This is a genomic window from Psychrobacillus sp. FSL K6-1464 (assembly GCF_038003145.1).
GTDB classification, from domain to species: Bacteria; Bacillota; Bacilli; order Bacillales_A; family Planococcaceae; genus Psychrobacillus; species Psychrobacillus psychrotolerans.
The window spans coordinates 1,669,846-1,687,447 of sequence record NZ_JBBOOP010000001.1 but is presented as its reverse complement, the minus strand read 5'-3'; the positions used below and the strand labels follow the sequence as shown (position 1 = coordinate 1,687,447).

Annotated in this window: 23 protein-coding genes; 7 read left to right on the top strand and 16 right to left on the bottom strand. The window is 35.5% G+C overall.

Features of this window, described 5'->3' with window-relative positions:
• Positions 1-7: 7 nt before the first annotated feature.
• Together MKX39_RS08270 and MKX39_RS08265 are read right to left on the bottom strand one after the other, a co-directional pair.
• Positions 8-1,888 (bottom strand): ABC-F family ATP-binding cassette domain-containing protein, encoded by a 1,881-nt coding sequence (locus MKX39_RS08270; protein WP_340769079.1) that lies wholly within the window; start codon positions 1,886-1,888, stop codon positions 8-10.
• Positions 1,885-2,517, bottom strand: a complete 633-nt coding sequence (locus MKX39_RS08265) for an HD domain-containing protein (RefSeq protein ID WP_093534442.1) — start codon at positions 2,515-2,517, stop codon at positions 1,885-1,887. The genes MKX39_RS08270 and MKX39_RS08265 overlap by 4 nt, the downstream gene beginning before the upstream one ends.
• A 215-nt stretch (positions 2,518-2,732) precedes the next feature.
• On the opposite strand from MKX39_RS08265, the gene MKX39_RS08260 reads away from it, so the two are divergent.
• The 4 genes from MKX39_RS08260 (at position 2,733) to MKX39_RS08245 (ending at position 4,419) form a co-directional block, all read left to right on the top strand.
• On the top strand, positions 2,733-3,239 hold the full coding sequence (locus MKX39_RS08260) for a spore coat protein (protein ID WP_093534444.1): 507 nt from the start codon (positions 2,733-2,735) through the stop codon (positions 3,237-3,239).
• A gap of 37 nt (positions 3,240-3,276) precedes the next feature.
• Positions 3,277-3,705, top strand: coding sequence for a spore coat protein (locus tag MKX39_RS08255; protein ID WP_093534446.1), 429 nt, complete (start codon positions 3,277-3,279; stop codon positions 3,703-3,705).
• Positions 3,705-4,016 carry a hypothetical protein gene (locus MKX39_RS08250; RefSeq protein WP_340769077.1) on the top strand — a complete coding sequence of 104 codons (312 nt, stop codon included), beginning with the start codon at positions 3,705-3,707 and terminating at the stop codon, positions 4,014-4,016. Before MKX39_RS08255 ends, MKX39_RS08250 begins: the two co-directional genes overlap by 1 nt.
• 199 nt (positions 4,017-4,215) lie before the next feature.
• Entirely contained in the window at positions 4,216-4,419 is a 204-nt protein-coding gene (locus MKX39_RS08245; RefSeq protein ID WP_093534448.1) for a cold-shock protein, read from the top strand.
• Positions 4,420-4,459: 40 nt separating this feature from the next.
• Here the strand turns inward: MKX39_RS08245 and MKX39_RS08240 are convergent, their stop codons facing one another.
• Positions 4,460-4,645: a zinc-finger domain-containing protein gene (locus MKX39_RS08240; RefSeq protein ID WP_093534450.1), complete on the bottom strand. Its 186-nt coding sequence runs from the start codon at positions 4,643-4,645 to the stop codon at positions 4,460-4,462.
• Positions 4,646-4,761: 116 nt separating this feature from the next.
• On the opposite strand from MKX39_RS08240, the gene MKX39_RS08235 reads away from it, so the two are divergent.
• On the top strand, positions 4,762-5,160 hold the full coding sequence (locus MKX39_RS08235) for a reverse transcriptase-like protein (protein ID WP_340762201.1): 399 nt from the start codon (positions 4,762-4,764) through the stop codon (positions 5,158-5,160).
• Positions 5,161-5,202: 42 nt separating this feature from the next.
• Here the strand turns inward: MKX39_RS08235 and MKX39_RS08230 are convergent, their stop codons facing one another.
• From MKX39_RS08230 to MKX39_RS08205, 6 genes are all read right to left on the bottom strand, one after another.
• On the bottom strand, positions 5,203-5,676 hold the full coding sequence (locus tag MKX39_RS08230; protein ID WP_340762199.1) for an SRPBCC family protein: 474 nt from the start codon (positions 5,674-5,676) through the stop codon (positions 5,203-5,205).
• Positions 5,677-5,848: 172 nt separating this feature from the next.
• Positions 5,849-6,049 carry a cold-shock protein gene (locus tag MKX39_RS08225; protein ID WP_093534456.1) on the bottom strand — a complete coding sequence of 67 codons (201 nt, stop codon included), beginning with the start codon at positions 6,047-6,049 and terminating at the stop codon, positions 5,849-5,851.
• Positions 6,050-6,209: 160 nt separating this feature from the next.
• Positions 6,210-7,034 carry a type II pantothenate kinase gene (gene coaW, locus MKX39_RS08220; protein ID WP_340769076.1) on the bottom strand — a complete coding sequence of 275 codons (825 nt, stop codon included), beginning with the start codon at positions 7,032-7,034 and terminating at the stop codon, positions 6,210-6,212.
• Positions 7,035-7,060: 26 nt separating this feature from the next.
• A complete protein-coding gene (locus MKX39_RS08215) occupies positions 7,061-7,369 on the bottom strand; it encodes a DUF4870 domain-containing protein (RefSeq protein WP_093534460.1) in 309 nt (102 codons plus the stop codon).
• Between the two features lie 51 nt (positions 7,370-7,420).
• Positions 7,421-8,938, bottom strand: coding sequence for an amidohydrolase (locus tag MKX39_RS08210; RefSeq protein ID WP_340769075.1), 1,518 nt, complete (start codon positions 8,936-8,938; stop codon positions 7,421-7,423).
• A 2-nt stretch (positions 8,939-8,940) separates the two neighbouring features.
• The gene (locus MKX39_RS08205) at positions 8,941-9,504 is read right to left on the bottom strand and encodes a DUF1836 domain-containing protein (RefSeq protein WP_093534464.1); all 564 of its coding nucleotides are present in this window, start codon (positions 9,502-9,504) and stop codon (positions 8,941-8,943) included.
• 135 nt (positions 9,505-9,639) lie between these two features.
• Here MKX39_RS08205 and trhA point away from each other — a divergent pair, with 135 nt between their 5' ends.
• On the top strand, positions 9,640-10,287 hold the full coding sequence (gene trhA / locus MKX39_RS08200; RefSeq protein WP_340769074.1) for a PAQR family membrane homeostasis protein TrhA: 648 nt from the start codon (positions 9,640-9,642) through the stop codon (positions 10,285-10,287).
• A 136-nt stretch (positions 10,288-10,423) separates the two neighbouring features.
• On the opposite strand, the gene MKX39_RS08195 is transcribed toward trhA, so the two are convergent.
• Positions 10,424-10,870, bottom strand: a complete 447-nt coding sequence (locus MKX39_RS08195; RefSeq protein WP_093534468.1) for an OsmC family protein — start codon at positions 10,868-10,870, stop codon at positions 10,424-10,426.
• Positions 10,871-10,957: 87 nt separating this feature from the next.
• On the opposite strand from MKX39_RS08195, the gene MKX39_RS08190 reads away from it, so the two are divergent.
• Positions 10,958-11,335: a hypothetical protein gene (locus MKX39_RS08190; RefSeq protein ID WP_340762195.1), complete on the top strand. Its 378-nt coding sequence runs from the start codon at positions 10,958-10,960 to the stop codon at positions 11,333-11,335.
• Positions 11,336-11,361: 26 nt separating this feature from the next.
• Here the strand turns inward: MKX39_RS08190 and MKX39_RS08185 are convergent, their stop codons facing one another.
• The 6 genes from MKX39_RS08185 to MKX39_RS08160 all read right to left on the bottom strand — a co-directional run bounded on the left by MKX39_RS08185 (position 11,362) and on the right by MKX39_RS08160 (position 17,575).
• A complete protein-coding gene (locus MKX39_RS08185) occupies positions 11,362-12,894 on the bottom strand; it encodes a sensor domain-containing diguanylate cyclase (protein ID WP_340769073.1) in 1,533 nt (510 codons plus the stop codon).
• A 100-nt stretch (positions 12,895-12,994) separates the two neighbouring features.
• On the bottom strand, positions 12,995-13,702 hold the full coding sequence (locus MKX39_RS08180) for an ABC transporter ATP-binding protein (protein WP_340764441.1): 708 nt from the start codon (positions 13,700-13,702) through the stop codon (positions 12,995-12,997).
• Positions 13,695-14,483 carry an ABC transporter ATP-binding protein gene (locus tag MKX39_RS08175; protein ID WP_340762194.1) on the bottom strand — a complete coding sequence of 263 codons (789 nt, stop codon included), beginning with the start codon at positions 14,481-14,483 and terminating at the stop codon, positions 13,695-13,697. The genes MKX39_RS08180 and MKX39_RS08175 overlap by 8 nt, the downstream gene beginning before the upstream one ends.
• Positions 14,473-15,423, bottom strand: coding sequence for a branched-chain amino acid ABC transporter permease (locus tag MKX39_RS08170; protein ID WP_093534476.1), 951 nt, complete (start codon positions 15,421-15,423; stop codon positions 14,473-14,475). Before MKX39_RS08170 ends, MKX39_RS08175 begins: the two co-directional genes overlap by 11 nt.
• Before the next feature lie 13 nt (positions 15,424-15,436).
• Positions 15,437-16,312 carry a branched-chain amino acid ABC transporter permease gene (locus tag MKX39_RS08165; protein ID WP_093534478.1) on the bottom strand — a complete coding sequence of 292 codons (876 nt, stop codon included), beginning with the start codon at positions 16,310-16,312 and terminating at the stop codon, positions 15,437-15,439.
• 87 nt (positions 16,313-16,399) lie between these two features.
• A complete protein-coding gene (locus MKX39_RS08160; protein ID WP_093534480.1) occupies positions 16,400-17,575 on the bottom strand; it encodes an ABC transporter substrate-binding protein in 1,176 nt (391 codons plus the stop codon).
• Between the last annotated feature and the right edge of the window lie 27 nt (positions 17,576-17,602).

Below are 17,602 nucleotides of genomic sequence, written 5' to 3'. Positions count from 1 at the left end.
AGTAAAGTTAAGAAGATGCTATTTCTTCCAAATAGGACCATCTTTCAATAAGTTTCTCATATTTGGCGTTAGCATCAGCTAATTGGTTTGTTATATCTTGCAGTAAAGTAAAATCAGCGCCGGCAGCTTGCATTTTGCCTTCTAATTGCTCGATTAACTGTTCTGTTTTCTCAATATCTTGACTAATAGTTTCCCATTCTCTTTGTTCTTTGTAGGAAAATTTTCTCTTTTCCTTCGGGATTTCCACTTTAATCTCTTCTACTATTTGTTTCGAAGATTCCTTTGGAGTTGTTTTCGGAGCATCAAGCATATCAGAATATACCCCTAACCACTCTGTTACAGTTCCATCCCCATTTAATAGCCATAGTTTTTTAGCAATGCGGTCTAGGAAGAAACGATCATGGGAAATCGTAATAATAACTCCTGGAAAAGATTCCATAAAGTCTTCTAATACAGACAATGTTTGGATATCTAAGTCATTAGTAGGCTCATCCAAGAATAGAACATTAGGCTGCTCCATTAACATTTTTAAAAGTACTAATCGTTTCTTTTCTCCACCTGAAAGTTTCCCTATCTGTGTACCATGTGTGTTTAATGGGAACAAGAAGCGTTCCAACATTTGCGCTGCAGAGAATTTTTCCCCAGAACCAGTTTCTATTAAATCAGATGATTCCCGAACATATTCGATCATTCTTGTTTGCGGATTCAGTTCGGGTAACTGCTGCGTAAAATGCATCAACTTAACTGTTGAACCCTTTATAATTTCGCCAGAATCCATAGGGATATCACCGGCAAGCATTTTAAGAAGTGTACTTTTCCCTACACCATTTGGACCTACTATACCAATACGATCGCCCGCTTGTAACAAGAACGAGAAATCCTCTACGATATTTTTAGTGTCGAATCTTTTAGATATATCTTTACCTTCTAACACTTGTTTTCCAAGTCGAGTTGTAACCATTTCCAATTCTAAATTGAGTGATGAATTGTCACGGTCTAAACTTGCATCTATCTCTTCAAAGCGATCTTTTCTTGCCTTTTGTTTAGTAGATCTTGCTTTTGCACCTCTACGAATCCACTTTAATTCATTACGATATAAATTTTGAAGTTTCTGCTGAGAGGAAGCGTTCATTTCTTCTCGTAATGCTTTTGACTCTAAATAATCTGCATAATTTCCTGTATGGGTATATAAAGTCTTGTCTGCAAGCTCGTAAATATGAGTTGCCACTGTATCTAAAAAGTATCGATCATGTGTTACAAATATGATTGAGCCTTCTACTCTTTGTAACATATCCTGTAACCAATCCGTTGACTCTTTGTCTAAATGGTTTGTAGGTTCGTCCAATAGTAAAAGGTCCGCTGGTTCGATTAACACTTTTGCTAGTGCTACTCTTTTTTGTTGACCTCCAGATAAATGCAGGATAGATTCTTCAAACTGCGTTATACCTAACTTTGTTAGAGCAGTTTTAGCCAATGAATTGACATCCCATGCTTGATAATCATCCATTTTTTGTTGTAAGTCCATCAACGTATTTTGAAGTTCCGTCGAATCGGAGTTCTCCATTAATGCCAACAAAGCTTCCTCGTATTCACGGTTAATCTTTAATATAGGAGAATCTCCACCAAATACAGTTTGAATCACTGTTTCATCTTTTTCAAATGTTGGCTGTTGCTCTAAGTATGCCACACGATATTTGTTCGGATGATCTCGTTCAATAGAATCCGCTTCTAATTCGCCAGCAATTATAGAAAGAAAAGTAGATTTACCTGTACCGTTTATACCTATTAAGCCCGCTCTATTTTGGTTGTTAATAGTAAAGGCAATATTTTCGAATAGAGTTTTTTCCCCAACTGTTTTTGTTAAATTAGATATGATTAAATGACTCATAGTTGTTCACCTGTTTCTTTACGTAAGTTTTGTAGAAATAGTTCCATGAAGGCATGACGCTCGACTGCAAGCTCTTTTCCTTTTTTTGTTTGCATTCCTTCAGATAGCTTTAATAGTTTTTCATAAAAATGTGTTACCGAGGCTGTTTCCTTCGTGCGATATTCCTCTACGGACATATTATCTCGTGGTGTTTCAGATGCATCATATAGTAGTCTACCTTTTGCCCCGCCAAAAGCAAATGTGCGGGCGATACCTACTGCTCCTATAGCATCCAGTCTATCCGCATCACGTACTATTTTCGCTTCTATCGTCTTCGCTTCTACTTCATGACCTCCACTAAAGGAGACCGCTTTGATCACTTCTTTTACATGAGCTATTTTTTCATCTGATAAGTTCAGCTGTTTTATAATTCTTTCTTCTTCAAGCTTTTCTTCTGTTGAATATTTTGGATCACTCACGTCATGGAGTAATACAGCCAACTCAATTATCTCTCTATTTGCAGATGGTTCACTATCTGCAATATCAAAAGCATTTTTACGTACTCTTTCTATATGTTGAAAGTCGTGACTTGCATCAAAGTGCATGTACACTTCTTTAACTAAATTCTCACATTGCTCAATAGAATTCATCTTTGTATCTCCTCAGGTCTGATTCGCCTTCTCTATTATATACAATAAAGCTGCTCTACTGTACTATTTGCATTTATTTTACTAACACCTAGCTAAAATAGTTTTATTAGTCTAGTCAAATAGACTATGTCTCTTTTTAAAAAGCTCATATGTTATATAAAGCCGGTTGTAATTAATATTGCAATCTGGCTAACAAAGAGAAAGGAGATTATAAAATGAGTCATTGGAAATGCACACATTGTAAGTATGAATGTGAAGAGCCACCAAAAAAGTGTAAACGATGCAATAATCATCGTTGGGAGCAAGGGGAAGAAGAAAACAGCTGGGATTCCACTGAAAATAGCGAGGATACAACCGTTTTCCAAGGCGGCGGTCAGTTTTCGTCTGTTGAACAAGAGTCTGACGAATTAATATGGATAAAAGATTCTTGTAACGTAACCGTTCAAACCACAGATACACAAGCAGCAGTTTCACTGCAAGTTGGATTACAGCTTGCTATAGCACTAGTTATTAGTATAGCAATTGGCGATTCTATTCAAGGTCAAACTGTTTCACAAGAATTATTCCAACAGTTTAACGATGAGCAAACGAACAAACAGAAAATTTATGTAGACAATTCAAAAGACGTCAATATTGTCACTACTGATACGGACCTGTCAGTTAATATCGAAGCTATGTTACAAGTTTTATTGGCATTAGTTGCAAGATTGGATATTCTTTAATCAAAAAAATTATAAACAAAAGAGGTGAATAAACACAATGGAGAAAAAAAAATGGAGAGCTTTAGATCATTGCGATGATCCGAGTAATAATGGCAGTGATGTAGAACAGGACGGTAAACAAGTAGTATCTACGAAACAACAATCCTTCGAACGAATTATCGTAAAGGACTCGGAAGGTGTAGAAATACGTACGACAGATACACAAGTAGCCATCTCTCTTCAACTTGGAATACAAGCAGCTATTGCAGCTGTAATCAGTGTTACTATCGGTGATTCTGACCAAGGAAGAGCAGTAACCCAAGAACTAAATCAATTTATTAAAACAAAACAAAGAAACGTCCAAACTACGATAGTTGAAGGCTCTAGAAATATATCTGTAACAACTACCGATACCGATTTGGCAGTAAATATCCAGGCAATGCTTCAAATTCTAGTAGCAATCGTAGCAAAACTAGATATTCTTTAATGTCAATTGGTTATAACCAATCATTTAAACTATTCAATTCCCCTAAAGCTGCATATGCTAATATGCAGCTAATTTTAAATGAAGGAGTGAACAACTTGAGTAATTTACCTGAAAAGCCAATAAATATTTCAAACAAGGTGATTGACCTTCTAGTAGATGATACCCTTAGAAGAAATGGTATTGATCCCGAAAACATCAAAAAAAAATTAACAGATCATCAAAAACAGCAGCTAAAAGATTTAGTAGAAGATTTAACAAAGCAAGTAAATAGTTTTACTGAACAGCCTACGGAAAAAAAGAACTTATTATAAATATCTGCAATATTTCCGTGACCTTATAATTCCAGTTAAATTATCTTCTCCCATAAGTATTTCTATTATTTATAAGACAATTTGAGTCAAATTCATAAATTATGTGAAAATTCGACATATTATTGACGAAGACTGACAATTCAAGTATAGTTTATGTATCCATTTATAGAATTCTTAGTGGATTAAGGGAGGAACGTTTATGCAACAGGGGAAAGTAAAATGGTTTAATAATGAAAAAGGGTATGGTTTCATCGAATATAACGATGGAGAAGATGTATTTGTCCATTTTACAGGAATTCAAGGTGATGGATTTCGAGCATTAGATGAAGGACAACAAGTAACGTTCGAAATAATTGAAGGAAACCGTGGACCTCAAGCTGCAAACGTGATAAAAAACGAATAGAAACGCTTCTTCCCGCGGCAAAATAGTCGTGGGGCTTTTTTTATTTTGAACCTTTTAGTTTACTTCCGATTTGTTTAATACTTTCACCAACCGTACATTGTTCTATACAAAATCTATAAGCAATTGTTTTACCGCTTTCTTTTCGTAATTGCGTTCGGATAAAGCAACCATTACAATAAGTATCGGATAAATTATCAATTTCATTTATTAGTTCTGTATTTTTCATAAATCACTACTCCTCACTATTTCACAATTGTACTATTATGTTTCTTTTATGTGTAACTATTCCCGCATTCCATCAAACTAGATATATCCATGACTTTATTAAAAAAGGTGATCATCATGTTAGAAGTATATATTGACGGTTCGACCACTGGCAATCCAGGACCAAGTGGTATAGGTGTGTTCATTAAAGGCGAAGGACATCACCTGAGATTCAGTGAATTCATTGGAGAGTATTCCAATCATACTACTGAATTTATAGCGCTACAAAGAGGGTTAGAAGAAGCCAAAAAACTTTCCCCCTCTATTGTCTCTGCAAGGTCAGATTCGCAAATCGTTTGCGCTGCAGTTGAAAAAAGATACGCAAAGAATCCAGAATTTGCAGCGATTTTAGAGAAAATTTTAGCCATAATCGATACATTTGACTTTTTCTTTATAAAATGGATTCCAGACGACCAAAACAAAGCAGCCCATGCACTTGCGAGAGATGCTGTATTAAAACAACTGCCTAAAAAGTAAGAGGCAGTTGTTTTTAACTATATTCGATTCATACTCACCTTATTATACTTCCTCTTGTAGTGTTTGCTCAAAATCTGATTCGATTGCCGCCTTAGTTTTATTCATAAAATTGACAATTACCTCATCACTACCAAATAATTGAAAAACAGAAAGCAGTGGGTTTTTCGGTTTATTTATAGAAGTATAAATGAATTTCGTCACTTTGTCACTTTGGCTTTCTAATTCATATTCCGTTGTTATTTTGAAGCGATTATTAAGTACAAAGCTTTCTTCAAATGCTTTATAATTGGATTCATTTGTATATTTTTTAATCGTCACTTCGTATTCTTCCGTTAAAGAACCATTTTGATAGCTTTGTTTTATCATCGTACCCACGATAGATTCTGTTTGCTGAACTATTGCCTCATCAATTACTTTTGGAAATATTTTTTTCTTCTTGGCTATATTCCCGTAAAAGTAAGGCCAAGCGAATTCGATTGGTACATTTAAGAGAATCTCTTTTTTCCATTTTTTCATATGATTATCATCCTATTCTATTTTCGATAACATTTTTAGTCCTATTCAAAATATTACTATAATCATAGCATATGAACCAAAACAATAGCTTACTGTTCCCTAGATGAAATTAGACAAACACAAAAAAACAGACTCTCTAATGAGAGTCTGTAAAGTTAAGTTTTAGGTTTAATTAAGCTTTAACTACGTTAGTAGCTTGAAGGCCACGTTGACCTTGCTCGATTTCAAAAGTAACTTCTTGACCTTCATCAAGAGATTTGAAACCTTCGCTTTGAATAGCTGAGAAATGTACGAATACGTCGTCTCCGCCATCGCGTTCGATAAATCCGAATCCTTTTTCTGAGTTAAACCATTTTACTTTACCTTGTTCCATGTGTATATCCTCCTCGTATGCAAAATCTGCACACATTGTGTTACTATCCTTGCTCAACACTGTTAAGTAAAAGTGTTGCCACTTACTTACTAACCGAACAAAAATAATCCTCTTTAAATATACCATGCATTATCAAATAATGCAACAATTAGACATGAAATTATTTAGTGTATTCTAACAATGCCCCAATCGCCCCACTATAGCCATGGTGGTCTAAAAAGATCGGTTTTTTCAGCTTTAAAACCGTATAGGATTCAATGATTTGCTGGAGTAATTCATTGTCCTCGAGTGTAGTGCCTATGTATATAATATCCTCCACGTGATGGGCATCTGCGACTTGGATACAAAGAGATGCAACTACTTCTCCAATAATTCCTTGAACACCCGCTAGCAAATCGGAAGGGCTCGTATTATTACTGTTATTAAGGGAAATACCGCCAAAATTACTTGCCGTTAAAGTGCCTTTTATCGGTAGCTTATTATCTTTGTAAATATCGCTTACTAATACATCTATGGCAGTCCTCTTACCATCCCGTGATTGGTTGATAATTTCATCAAAATCAGATATACCGGTCAAAGCCATACCCAAACCTAGGAGAGTCCCCCCACCAATGCCTGTACCACCCAATCTTTTATGGGAGCTTTCTTGCATAATATGTATAGATGTACCTGTTCCAATATTTGCTATAATTGCAGCCTTTGGTTGGTTAGATCCGCGCTGCATTTGATACATTACACCATTCATTGTCGCATCAAATTCGACGATATACGGTATTTCCTTGTTAGTATTTAAATATTGTTTCAATTGCTCCGCCCGACCACCAGTGACGCAGATAGAAGCATTCGGATGATTTGAGTCAATCCAGTCCTTCACTTTATGGAAATCAGATGAACGAAACCGTTTGAAGTCCATCTCATTAAATTCATCCCAATAAGCAATTTTTGTTAATGTTCCACCTGCATCAATACCGATTCTAGTAGTCATTCTAATTCCCCTTTATGTTAAGACACTTACTTTATCCATGATCCTACAATAGGATAATTGAAGCTATCTCCTGTAATCGCTTTAACAATTCCAATGATCGGAACTACAAATGCCATTATACCAAAAATGATTAGCATCGGAATACCAATTAAGATAAAAACTAAAAAGAAAGAAACTGTCAATAATGCAGCCATAACTAGTTGAAACAGAACCGCTTGTATGGAAAGCTTTTTAATTTCTTCATCATTTACTACTAAAAATAATATAAATGGAACTAGAAAAGGGGCAAACCATGTACTTGCATGTAGCAAGATTTTCAAACCTGTGTTTTCCATTTTCACTCACTCCTTTCTTCATAATTATACGACTATACTAGCTAAATAGTTTCATTTTTGAATTTTATAAACACTTTCACCTGCAATAACTGTTTGCACTATTTTAGTAGATAGGATATTTTCCTTTTCAAGGACATTATCTAAAATAGTAAAATCCGCATCATACCCTGGCAATATGAATCCTCGGCTATTTTCTCTTCCAATTGCTTTTGCACTACCAGATGTATATAAGGATACTGCTTCGTATACCGTTAAGGCCTGTTGGGGTAAGTGAAGATTATTAACTGCTGCTTCAATTCCGAGCAAAGGGTCAGCTAGTTCTATAGGTGAATCAGATCCTCCTGAACAATCTAATCCTTCATCGAGTAATGATTTCCAAGCATATGCCCAGGGTAAGCGAGTAGCTCCAAGTCGTTCTGTTGCCCAAGGAAAATCCGAAGCTACGAATATTGGTTGTAAATCCAATACAACGGAAAGCTTTTTCATACGTTCAATTAGATCCACACGTAAAACATTAACATGTATTAACCGATCCTTTTTCCCAACTGTCACAGGATACTTTTCGATTAAGTCTAATACTTTTTCAACAGCTTCGTCTCCTATAACATGAACTGCTATATTCTCCTTATACCTACGAGCTAGCTTCACTAAGTCTTCTAGCTTTTCTGGGCTATGAACCTCTATTCCTCTTTCTCCCGGTTTATCTGCATAATCCTCAGACAATAATGCTGTTCTACCACCTAGCGAACCATCTACAAATATTTTCATCGCTCCGAATTCGATAAAAGCCGATTCCTCTTCATCCTGCATCTGTTTAAAAACATCATGATGACGTAATAAATGAACTCTAAATCCACTTTTTACAACTTCACGGTATGCTTGTAAAGGGATATTATAGTGCCCGTAATAAGCCATATCTTCCGAATGGACACCGGTTAACCCCTTGGATTGCAAATCCTCTATACTAGAAGTAATAATTTTCTTTAAATAATCAGTAGTGGGTGATGGTATATAATCTGTTATTAATCGCTGTGCCTCATCATAAAACAGTCCATTAAGTTCCCCCTTCTCATCTTTTCCGATTATTCCACCAGTAGGGTTTGGAGTGTCTTTCGAAATACCTGCTAATCTCATAGCTTTTGAATTCGCTACTAGAACATGTCGACATACTCGTTTAAGCACTACAGCCGTTTTATCAATGAAGTCGATATCCATACAAGTTAATGAGCGCCCTTCTTTCAATTTATTGTCGTCCCAGCCCTCCGTCACATACCATTCTTTGTTCTGGATATGACCAACTATCGCATCTTTTATTTGACTAATCGAGGTAAAACTAGATAAGTCTAAATAAGATAATTTCTCACCATGACCGATTAAGTGAATATGGCTATCTACAAACCCAGGATACATGACACTTCCATCTAAGGATTCCATTTGATCTGCTAATGGGAGGAGATCTTTTTTGAAACCTGTACTAATAATGGTCCCATCCTCCACTAATACCGCTTCGACGAAATCCCCTTCAGATTTCATCGTGAAAATCTTCCCATTTGTCCATAATGTCTTCACTGTTATGTCCCCTTTCTACGTTCGTTCAATTCATCAACTAATAGTTCTGCTGCTTTTCGATAAGCATTACTCATATTGGAAAGTGAAGCAATTAGTAATATAAGTTGATCGTTTTCATCTGCCTCCTGATTTTCTACTACAATTTCATGGGTTTTCATCTCTTCTAGGAAGTTTTGGGCATTGTTTTGTTGAATGATAATCCATGACCTGTAAAATTTCTCTAAAAGAAAATCCTCTGATTCCATTTTATCATTTAGTGGCTCTAACACTGATTTAATATCTTTAATAGAAAGAGCACCTTTCATCTGATAGATCAAATTGATCAACATTATATGCTTCTTAGAATATCTTTTATTTTTTATAGGGATAAATAACTTTCCCTTTGCGTAATTATTGATCATTGTTTTAGTTAATACTTTTTCCTCTTCATTGCGCAAAGTGTCATTATACTTTGCATCAAATAACTGAATCACTTGGTCCATATACAAGTCAATAATGGGAATATCATCTTCATGAATGGTGGACTCTAAATCTAACTTTTGAGCAATGTCTTCAGATTTACTCATTACCGTACCTCCTGTCAATACATTATGTTTATCATAACTTATTAAATATCCAACGTAAACCTTGACTAAGTGATGTAATAGCAATATATTTATATGTAGTTATTAAAACTATATATAGAGATAGGAGTAATTTAAATGAATGCATATATAAGAGAGCCTTTTAATAGTCTTTCACACTTGTTTGGAGCACTATTTGGGCTAGCGGGATTACTACTATTGTTAGTAAAAGGAATAGAAATTAATAGTTCCCCCTTAACTTTAACAGCACTTATTGTTTTTGGAGTTAGCATGATTTTGCTATATACAGCTTCCGCTACATATCACTGGTGGATAGGAGATGCCCGCAATATAAAGTTTTTAAGACGCTTAGACCATTCCATGATATATATTTTAATCGCAGGTACATACGCTCCACTTTGTCTGATTACATTAAATAACACTGCTGGCTATGTCCTATTTATTATAATTGGATTATTAGCAGTAAGTGGTATTTGTTTTAAAATGATCTGGTTTGACTGTCCGAGATGGGTCTCTACTGCGATTTATATTGGCATGGGGTGGATGATTATCTTCTTAGCGCCTACTTTAGCGGAATCACTAGGGTCTACAGGTTTACTTTATCTGATTTTGGGAGGGATCTCTTATACTATCGGAGGGATTATTTACGGGGTAAAACCAAACATTCCATTTATAAAGAAATTAGGATTTCATGAAATATTTCATATTTTTATATTGTTAGGGACATTGTGCCACTTCATTTGTGTTTATGCTTATGTATTGTAATGAAATTTTACTATTAGTTTAGCTTGAGAAATTCATAATTTTTATTTTCAAAAATTGATTTTCGTGAAGCTTATCACTTGGTGAAAGTGATAAGCTTTACGAAAAATAAGTATTCCCTTGGTTTAGGTTTCTTTACCTATTTCACTTTCTCTACAAGCAAAGTTGGTTCAAGCTCTATTTCCACATTCCCTCTAAGAGCTCTACTAATCATGCAAGTATCCTCTGCTTTCAATAGTAAACGTGTGGCCATTTTGGAATCTTTTTCATTCACTATCACTAAAGTTGGTCGATGAATTATTTTTTTGTATGTGAAAATGCCATTTGTTACATCTACTACAGCAGATGATTCTACAACAAGAGATGTCTTTTCTATACGGCTTCTCTCGAGCATGGCAGCAAGTGTGATAATATAACACGTCGTTGCCGCTCCTAGCAACATTTCATCTGGATTGGTACCTTCCCCAGGGCCATCCATTTCTAATGGAATCGAAATTTTTGTTTGGAGATTTTGCGCTTGAATCGTTCCTATATCATTACGATTACCTGGCCAATCCGCTTTTAAATGAAAATAATGTTCTACCATATTTATCAATCCTCTCGTTTTTTGCATATTCTATTGGAAATATCATCATGTTCCAGTATGATTAGTTAGGGAAAGAAGGCGAATTTATTGTTAAAGAATTATGGCAAAATTGCAATCTCCATTATTTTTATTTCCATGTTTTTACTCATTTTAGGAGTTAGATATGTACTTGGTCAAGACTTAGTTATTATGAATGTGCTTGCGTTCGCTGCATTTTCAGTAGTAATAGGCGTTTTAGCAGGTTCTTTGCTATTGTATAAATTGCACAAAACATTTTATATTTTCGCTATTGGATTATTCATCGGTTTTTTTGAAATGTATCGCTCTTTTATTACTGGTCCCGAGGAATTTGGTGACTTAGCAGGAATTCTCTCCTTATTCATCTTCACTGCTTTTGGATTTGTAATCGGGCTAATTGTGGAAGCTATCTATTATTTACTAAGAAAGAACGAGCAAAAGGATTAAATACAACATCCTTTTTGCTCGTTTTTTTATGTTGCCATTATGGTAATATTACGCCCATTGGATTTTGCTTCATAAAGAGCTAAGTCAACCCTATGCATGATTTCGTTTATATTCTCACCAGGTTTATACTCACCAACTCCTAGAGAAATAGTAATTTTTTTATGAATAGGTGGGAGCGAATCTTCAACCGTTTTTCTTAAACGTTCTCCCAAAATATATGCTTCCTGAATAACCTTTTTCGGAAGAATAATGATAAACTCTTCTCCTCCAAGTCGAATACACTCTTCTTGATCACTACATATGTTCTTCAAACTTTTGGAAACAAAATGGAGAACTTGATCCCCAGCAAGATGCCCAAATTCATCATTAACTTTTTTAAAATGATCTATATCTATCATGATTAATGAAAAAGCGATATTATTATTCACTAATTCATCGAGCAAATAATCAGCATATCTTCTATTTTTCAACCCTGTCAATGAGTCCGTAACAGATAAAGCCTTCATAATATCAACCGTTTCTTCTTGTTTTTTTCTATAATTATCTATTGTTTCTGTCAGTTGTTTAGCCTCAAAATACCATGTAGGAATGTCAAAGGATAATTCGTGATCATCTTTTCCACGCATAGTATAAATGGCTAATTTCCGTAATGGGGAAGCTAACTTCGTTGAGACATAAAATGCAATAACAATAATTATAAGAATTAACGGCAATGAAATGGTAAATATCGTAAACATAATTCCAGTTAAAGGTTTAACGGCACTACTGAACGGGGTCTGAGAGACGACTCCCCAGTCACTTTTCTCTATATATGTATAACCAGCAAGAAAGTTCTGTCCTTGTGTATTATCTAACTGCAGCGCGCCACTTTTCTCTTGCATTAACTTTTGAACAACTAGGTTAGTTTCTACGGATTGTCCAATTCTAACTTTGTCTGGGTGATAGATTAAAGTTCCATCTGTGTCAACTACAAATACATAAGATCCATCCTCCGAGTAATGTTCAGCAAGAATATTGTGGAGAAAATTTCCTTCTTCCAAATATACCGTCCCATTTAACATACCTAAATATTCTCCACTGTCTCCAAACAATGGAGTAGTTATTAGTATTAATAATCTACCCGTTTGAGCATAATACGGTTTAGAGATAAAAGCCTCTTTCCTCGCTCTAGCTTCGTTTACACCTGACGAGGTAATTTTATTTCCTACTATTCCGAGATTTGGTGTAGTTGCAATAACGATTCCTTGGTTATTGATAACAGATAAAGAGTTGAAATTCTTACCACTTATATTTAATTGCTCTAATATGCTAGTGATTATTATAGGGTTGTCCATATGCTTAACAACATCTGACTTCCGAGCTTCCAGATTGTTTTGCATATAAGAAAAAGCTTCATCTGACATTTGTGCCAATTTCATAGAATACACCCTATTTTGCTCTAAAGAGTTTTCTATTAAGCTTTCTTTCGTCACAAAATAACTGGAAGTTAACGTACTAAATATTATTCCAAACATAGTAAAACATATAAGTGAAATAATCCAAAATCTTAAAGTTTTCAATAATACCCTCCTATTAAAAAACGATCCAATTCATAATTATTTACTATCATATAACATTAACACACAAAAAACTACGACTATATCTAGTCGTAGTTTACTATTAATGCCCACCCAGATAGGCAAGTTTAACTTCTGCGCTGTTTTGTAATTCCTGCGCTGACCCTGAAAGTACTACTCTTCCGGTTTCAATAACATAACCACGGTTTGCAATTGATAAAGCCATATTAGCATTTTGCTCGACTAACAAAACGGTGGTACCTTCATTATTAATATCTTTAATCACTTGAAATATTGTTTTTACCATTAAAGGAGCAAGCCCCATAGAAGGCTCATCTAATAGTACTAGTTTAGGCTTTGCCATAATCGCTCTTCCCATCGCTAACATCTGTTGCTCTCCTCCTGAAAGAGTTCCAGAATGTTGTTTCTTACGTTCTAATAACCTCGGGAAGATTTCATACACTTTTTGCATATCTTGATGAATACCTTGTTTATCTTTTCGAAGAAATGCGCCTAATTCTAAGTTTTCTTCAACAGTTAGATTCGCAAAAACACGTCTTCCTTCTGGAACATGGGAAATTCCAGCCTTCACAATCGATTGTGCTTGTTTGCCTGAAATCGATTTATCCAGAAATTCTATTTTGCCTTTTTTAGGTTTCAGCAAACCAGAAAGAGTTTTTAGCAGCGTGCTTTTCCCTGCCCCATTAGCGCCAATCAATGAAACAATTTCTCCTTGGTTAACAGTAATGGAAACATCACGGAGTGCTTGAATATTACCGTAAAACACATCTATATTTTCTACTTTAAGCATTGTCATCGTGAACTTCCTCCCCTAAATAAGCCTCTATAACCTTAGGATGGTTACGGATCTCTTCTGGTGATCCTTCCGCAAGAAGTTGACCATGATCGAGTACATATATTCTTTCACAAACGCCCATTACTAAATTCATATCATGCTCGATTAACAAAATAGTTAAATCGAATTTTTCACGAACAAATCCAATTAGATTCATTAAGTCATGTGTTTCCTGTGGATTCATACCTGCTGCAGGTTCATCTAATAATAGTAACTGAGGTCCTGCTGCTAATGCCCGAGCAATTTCCAATCTTCTTTGTTGACCATACGGAAGATTTTTGGCTAGTTCATCTTTATATTTCTCCAATTTAAAAATCCTTAGGAATTCTAATGCTTTTTCTTCCATCTCTCTCTCCCCTTTGAAATGAGAAGGTAGTCGAAGAATAGAGCTTAACATCGAATGGGTAGCAAGAGAGTGATAAGCAACTTTTACATTATCTAATACAGTTAACTCGTTAAAGAGACGAATATTTTGAAATGTTCTACTTATCCCTTTTCTCGTAACTTTAAAAGGCTGTAGTCCATTTATTCTTTCCCCATTAAATAATATATCCCCTTCAGTAGGTACGTAGACACCAGTCAATAAGTTAAAGCTTGTAGTTTTTCCAGCTCCATTAGGGCCGATTAATCCGACAAGTTCTCCTTGGTTCAACTTTAGGTTTAAGTTTTGTACTGCCTTTAAACCACCAAACTGAATGCCAGCATTTTTCACTTCCAGTAAAGGTTTATTTTCCATGCTGATCGCCTCCTTTTGGCGTTCTCCAAAGCTTGAAATAATCCGTAATTTCCATCGTACCCATCAAGCCTTTCGGACGATAAAGCATAACAAGAATTAATACAAGACTATAAATAATCATTCGTGTTTCAGGATATCCTTGAAGATACGTGGAAACAACCGTCAATAAAATTGCGGAAAGTACGGCACCGGAAAGACTTCCTAACCCACCAAGAACAACAAATATTAAAATATCAAAAGATTTTAAGAATCCAAATTGACTTGGTTGAATGATATAAAAGTTATGAGAATACAAAGCACCTGCAACTCCAGCAAAAAAGGAGCCAATCGCAAATGCAGCTACCTTATAATAAGTAGTATTGATCCCCATCGCATCAGAAGCAATTTCATTTTCTCTAACAGAAATTGCAGCTATCCCATGCCTTGAATTAGTAAAGTTGACGATTACTATAATGGTGATGACTAGGCAAACAAACGCATATGTCCAAGTCGTCAAATGTGAAACCTGCATTCCTGCAGCCCCACCAACATAGTCAATATTCAAAAATACAATGCGAATAATTTCTGCAAAACCAAGTGTTGCAATTGCCAAGTAATCCCCTTTTAATCTCAAACTCGGAATACCGACAATTAGTCCCGCTAAAGCAGCAACCATTCCTCCGACAATAATAGCAACGATAAAAGGCAAATCCAATTTCATCGTTACAATTGCTGAGATATATGCTCCTACTGCTAAGAAACCAGCATGACCTATAGAAAATTGTCCCGTAATTCCAATTACTAGATGTAGGCTGACCGCTAAAATTATGTTGATAGCTATAAATATAAATGTATTAGAATAAAATTGATTCATCGTTCCATTTGCAATAAAAAATTGAACCACTGCATAAACCAATACTGCAGCTATAATAAATAGCCAAAACTGTTTTGACTTTTTCATAATTATGTATCACCTACACTTTCTCTCGTGTATTTTTTCCAAAGATGCCAGATGGTCTAAAGATTAGAATTAATATTAAAATGACGAATGCGGCAGCATCTCTCCATAAAGAGAACCCTAAAGCACTAACAACCGTTTCCACCACTCCAAGTACCAATCCACCTACCATTGCTCCAGGGATTATGCCAATTCCACCAAGAACGGCTGCAACAAATGCCTTCACCCCTGGTATTACCCCCATTAACGGATCGATCTTTGTATAATACACACCGAATATAACACCAGCTGCTCCTGCTAAAGCTGAGCCAATTGCGAAAGTTGCAGATATTGTATTGTCAACATTTATTCCCATCAGTTTAGCTGCTTCCGTATCATGAGAAACGGCCCTCATCGCTTTTCCAGTTTTTGTTTTATGCACAATAAACTGTAACAGAATCATTAATACAACAGATACCGATAAAATAAGAATAGACTGAATGCTAATTTGTGCACCTAAAAATGCAAACGAACGATTGGAAAACACATCTGGATACGCTTCTGGTTGAGCTCCTCTAATATAAATGACGCCATATTCTATTAATAGCGATACACCGATTGCAGTAATAAGCGCTGCTATTCTTGTAGCATTTCGCAAGCGTTTGTAAGCAATTCGTTCAATAATAACTCCGAATAATGCACAAGCTGCCATCGAAATAATAAGCGCTGGAAAGAAGCCTAAATTAAACACTGTAATAGAATAGAATCCAATAAACGAACCGACCATGAACACATCCCCATGTGCAAAGTTGATCAGTTTAATAATTCCATAAACCATCGTGTAACCGAGGGCGATTAAAGCGTATATACTCCCGAGTGAAATACCGTTTATCAATTGTTGAACCCATTCCATAATTTTTCACTCCTATAACTTAAGATTTCAATAATTTTAGAAATAGAAAAGGAGGGATATCAATCCCCCCTATTAATCATAAGAATCTTAAGGATTAACTTTCGTTTTAAATACTTGCGCTCCATCTACGAATTCAATAATCGTAGCCGATTTAATCGGATGGTGATTTTCATCAACAGAGTATAATCCTGTTACAAGTTCCAATTGATCTGTAGCTTCAATTGCTTCTTTAATTTTAGTTCCATCTGTTGAACCAGCACGCTCAATTGCATCTTTTAATAGATAAACTGTATCATACCCAAGTGCATTGAATGAGTTAGGATCTTTACCATATTTTTCTTTAAATTTGTCAGAGAACTCTTTCGCTTTTCCATCTGGATCTTCAGATGAATAAGCAGTAATAATGTATGAATTATTTAAAGCATCCGCGCCAGCTAAGTCAACAAGTGTTGGAGAATCCCAACCATCTGCTCCCATTAACGGAACTGTGATTCCTAATTCACGTGCTTGCTTAACAATTAAACCAACTTCTTCATAATATCCAGGAATAAATACAAATTCAGGATTAGAAGATTTAATACGAGTTAAATTTGAACGGAAATCAGTATCTTTCGCCACATATGATTCTTCTGCAACAATTTTCCCTCCAGCTGCTTCAAAATCTTTAATGAATGCTGCTGCAAGACCTTTTGCATAATCACTTGCGTTGTCTGCATACACTGCTGCTGTTTTAACTTTTAACTCATTAGCAGCGAAGTTTGCAGCTACCGTTCCTTGGAAAGGATCGATAAACGCTGTACGGAATGTGAATGGATTTACCTTTCCATCATCTCCTACTGTTACTGTAGTACTTGTTCCTGAAGGAGAAATCATTGGTGTTTTTGTGTCTGTTGCTATTTGAACTTGAGCAACGGAGTTACCACTAGTTGCAGCTCCAATAATAGCTGTTACTTTGTCTTGACTTGTTAATTTGATGGCTGCGTTTGTTGCTTCAGCTGCATCTGATTTATTGTCTACTTTAATAAGTTCGATTTGTTTCCCATCTATACCCCCAGCAGCATTGATCTCTTCAACAGCCAAATCGATAGCATCTGCTTCGGATGTTCCATAAGAGGCCACAGCTCCAGAAAGCTCAAGATTTGCACCTATTTTAATAGTGTCCCCACCCTCTGAACTATTTCCTTCTTCTGCTCCGCACCCAGCTAAAATTCCGATCAATAAAGTAGATGAAAGGAAAAGTGATGCAAATTTCGATTTCTTCATATAACTACCCCCATTTTGTTTGATAAT

Coding starts and splice junctions, on each gene's coding strand:
- MKX39_RS08270 (WP_340769079.1), bottom strand. CDS start 1,888: ATGAGTCATTTAATCATATCTAATTTAACAAAAACAGTTGGGGAAAAA.
- MKX39_RS08265 (WP_093534442.1), bottom strand. CDS start 2,517: ATGAATTCTATTGAGCAATGTGAGAATTTAGTTAAAGAAGTGTACATG.
- MKX39_RS08260 (WP_093534444.1), top strand. CDS start 2,733: ATGAGTCATTGGAAATGCACACATTGTAAGTATGAATGTGAAGAGCCA.
- MKX39_RS08255 (WP_093534446.1), top strand. CDS start 3,277: ATGGAGAAAAAAAAATGGAGAGCTTTAGATCATTGCGATGATCCGAGT.
- MKX39_RS08250 (WP_340769077.1), top strand. CDS start 3,705: ATGTCAATTGGTTATAACCAATCATTTAAACTATTCAATTCCCCTAAA.
- MKX39_RS08245 (WP_093534448.1), top strand. CDS start 4,216: ATGCAACAGGGGAAAGTAAAATGGTTTAATAATGAAAAAGGGTATGGT.
- MKX39_RS08240 (WP_093534450.1), bottom strand. CDS start 4,645: ATGAAAAATACAGAACTAATAAATGAAATTGATAATTTATCCGATACT.
- MKX39_RS08235 (WP_340762201.1), top strand. CDS start 4,762: ATGTTAGAAGTATATATTGACGGTTCGACCACTGGCAATCCAGGACCA.
- MKX39_RS08230 (WP_340762199.1), bottom strand. CDS start 5,676: ATGAAAAAATGGAAAAAAGAGATTCTCTTAAATGTACCAATCGAATTC.
- MKX39_RS08225 (WP_093534456.1), bottom strand. CDS start 6,049: ATGGAACAAGGTAAAGTAAAATGGTTTAACTCAGAAAAAGGATTCGGA.
- coaW (WP_340769076.1), bottom strand. CDS start 7,034: ATGACTACTAGAATCGGTATTGATGCAGGTGGAACATTAACAAAAATT.
- MKX39_RS08215 (WP_093534460.1), bottom strand. CDS start 7,369: ATGGAAAACACAGGTTTGAAAATCTTGCTACATGCAAGTACATGGTTT.
- MKX39_RS08205 (WP_093534464.1), bottom strand. CDS start 9,504: ATGAGTAAATCTGAAGACATTGCTCAAAAGTTAGATTTAGAGTCCACC.
- trhA (WP_340769074.1), top strand. CDS start 9,640: ATGAATGCATATATAAGAGAGCCTTTTAATAGTCTTTCACACTTGTTT.
- MKX39_RS08195 (WP_093534468.1), bottom strand. CDS start 10,870: ATGGTAGAACATTATTTTCATTTAAAAGCGGATTGGCCAGGTAATCGT.
- MKX39_RS08180 (WP_340764441.1), bottom strand. CDS start 13,702: ATGCTTAAAGTAGAAAATATAGATGTGTTTTACGGTAATATTCAAGCA.
- MKX39_RS08175 (WP_340762194.1), bottom strand. CDS start 14,483: ATGGAAAATAAACCTTTACTGGAAGTGAAAAATGCTGGCATTCAGTTT.
- MKX39_RS08170 (WP_093534476.1), bottom strand. CDS start 15,423: ATGAAAAAGTCAAAACAGTTTTGGCTATTTATTATAGCTGCAGTATTG.
- MKX39_RS08165 (WP_093534478.1), bottom strand. CDS start 16,312: ATGGAATGGGTTCAACAATTGATAAACGGTATTTCACTCGGGAGTATA.
- MKX39_RS08160 (WP_093534480.1), bottom strand. CDS start 17,575: ATGAAGAAATCGAAATTTGCATCACTTTTCCTTTCATCTACTTTATTG.